This is a genomic window from Serratia sp. NPDC078593 (genome assembly GCF_050268245.1).
Classification (GTDB): Bacteria; Pseudomonadota; Gammaproteobacteria; order Enterobacterales; family Enterobacteriaceae; genus JBNNGK01.
The window spans coordinates 1891-3658 of the sequence record NZ_JBNNGK010000042.1 but is presented as its reverse complement, the minus strand read 5'-3'; the positions used below and the strand labels follow the sequence as shown (position 1 = coordinate 3658).

The following is a 1768-nucleotide window of genomic DNA, read 5'->3' as shown; positions in this document are numbered from 1 at the left end:
CTGCTCTTTAACAATTTATCAGACAATCTGTGTGGGCACTCACAAGACGATATCCAGCATCCTCGGATGCAAAAAAATATCAAGTCTTGAAGAGTGACTAACTGAAGTAAAATTCATGCAGTAAATCTTTGAGCACCGCTTCACGAGTTGAAGCAAATCAAGCTTTTAATTGAAGAGTTTGATCATGGCTCAGATTGAACGCTGGCGGCAGGCCTAACACATGCAAGTCGAGCGGCAGCGGAAAGTAGCTTGCTACTTTGCCGGCGAGCGGCGGACGGGTGAGTAATGTCTGGGAAACTGCCCGATGGAGGGGGATAACTACTGGAAACGGTAGCTAATACCGCATAACGTCTTCGGACCAAAGTGGGGGACCTTCGGGCCTCACACCATCGGATGTGCCCAGATGGGATTAGCTAGTAGGTGGGGTAACGGCTCACCTAGGCGACGATCCCTAGCTGGTCTGAGAGGATGACCAGCCACACTGGAACTGAGACACGGTCCAGACTCCTACGGGAGGCAGCAGTGGGGAATATTGCACAATGGGCGCAAGCCTGATGCAGCCATGCCGCGTGTGTGAAGAAGGCCTTCGGGTTGTAAAGCACTTTCAGCGAGGAGGAAGGCCAATAACTTAATACGTTGTTGGATTGACGTTACTCGCAGAAGAAGCACCGGCTAACTCCGTGCCAGCAGCCGCGGTAATACGGAGGGTGCAAGCGTTAATCGGAATTACTGGGCGTAAAGCGCACGCAGGCGGTTTGTTAAGTCAGATGTGAAATCCCCGCGCTTAACGTGGGAACTGCATTTGAAACTGGCAAGCTAGAGTCTCGTAGAGGGGGGTAGAATTCCAGGTGTAGCGGTGAAATGCGTAGAGATCTGGAGGAATACCGGTGGCGAAGGCGGCCCCCTGGACGAAGACTGACGCTCAGGTGCGAAAGCGTGGGGAGCAAACAGGATTAGATACCCTGGTAGTCCACGCTGTAAACGATGTCGACTTGGAGGTTGTGCCCTTGAGGCGTGGCTTCCGGAGCTAACGCGTTAAGTCGACCGCCTGGGGAGTACGGCCGCAAGGTTAAAACTCAAATGAATTGACGGGGGCCCGCACAAGCGGTGGAGCATGTGGTTTAATTCGATGCAACGCGAAGAACCTTACCTACTCTTGACATCCAGAGAACTTTCCAGAGATGGATTGGTGCCTTCGGGAACTCTGAGACAGGTGCTGCATGGCTGTCGTCAGCTCGTGTTGTGAAATGTTGGGTTAAGTCCCGCAACGAGCGCAACCCTTATCCTTTGTTGCCAGCGGTTCGGCCGGGAACTCAAAGGAGACTGCCAGTGACAAACTGGAGGAAGGTGGGGATGACGTCAAGTCATCATGGCCCTTACGAGTAGGGCTACACACGTGCTACAATGGCGTATACAAAGAGAAGCGAACTTGCGAGAGTAAGCGGACCTCATAAAGTACGTCGTAGTCCGGATCGGAGTCTGCAACTCGACTCCGTGAAGTCGGAATCGCTAGTAATCGTAGATCAGAATGCTACGGTGAATACGTTCCCGGGCCTTGTACACACCGCCCGTCACACCATGGGAGTGGGTTGCAAAAGAAGTAGGTAGCTTAACCTTCGGGAGGGCGCTTACCACTTTGTGATTCATGACTGGGGTGAAGTCGTAACAAGGTAACCGTAGGGGAACCTGCGGTTGGATCACCTCCTTACCTAACGATATTTGATTGTGAAGTGTCCACACAGATTGTCTGATGAAAAGTAACGAGCAG

The 1768-nt window shown here is 52.3% G+C and carries 1 rRNA gene; it reads left to right on the top strand.

Annotation, left to right across the window (positions count from 1 at the left end):
• Positions 1–166 precede the first annotated feature (166 nt).
• A 16S ribosomal RNA gene (locus ACQKDS_RS20105) occupies positions 167–1708 on the top strand.
• Positions 1709–1768 lie beyond the last annotated feature (60 nt).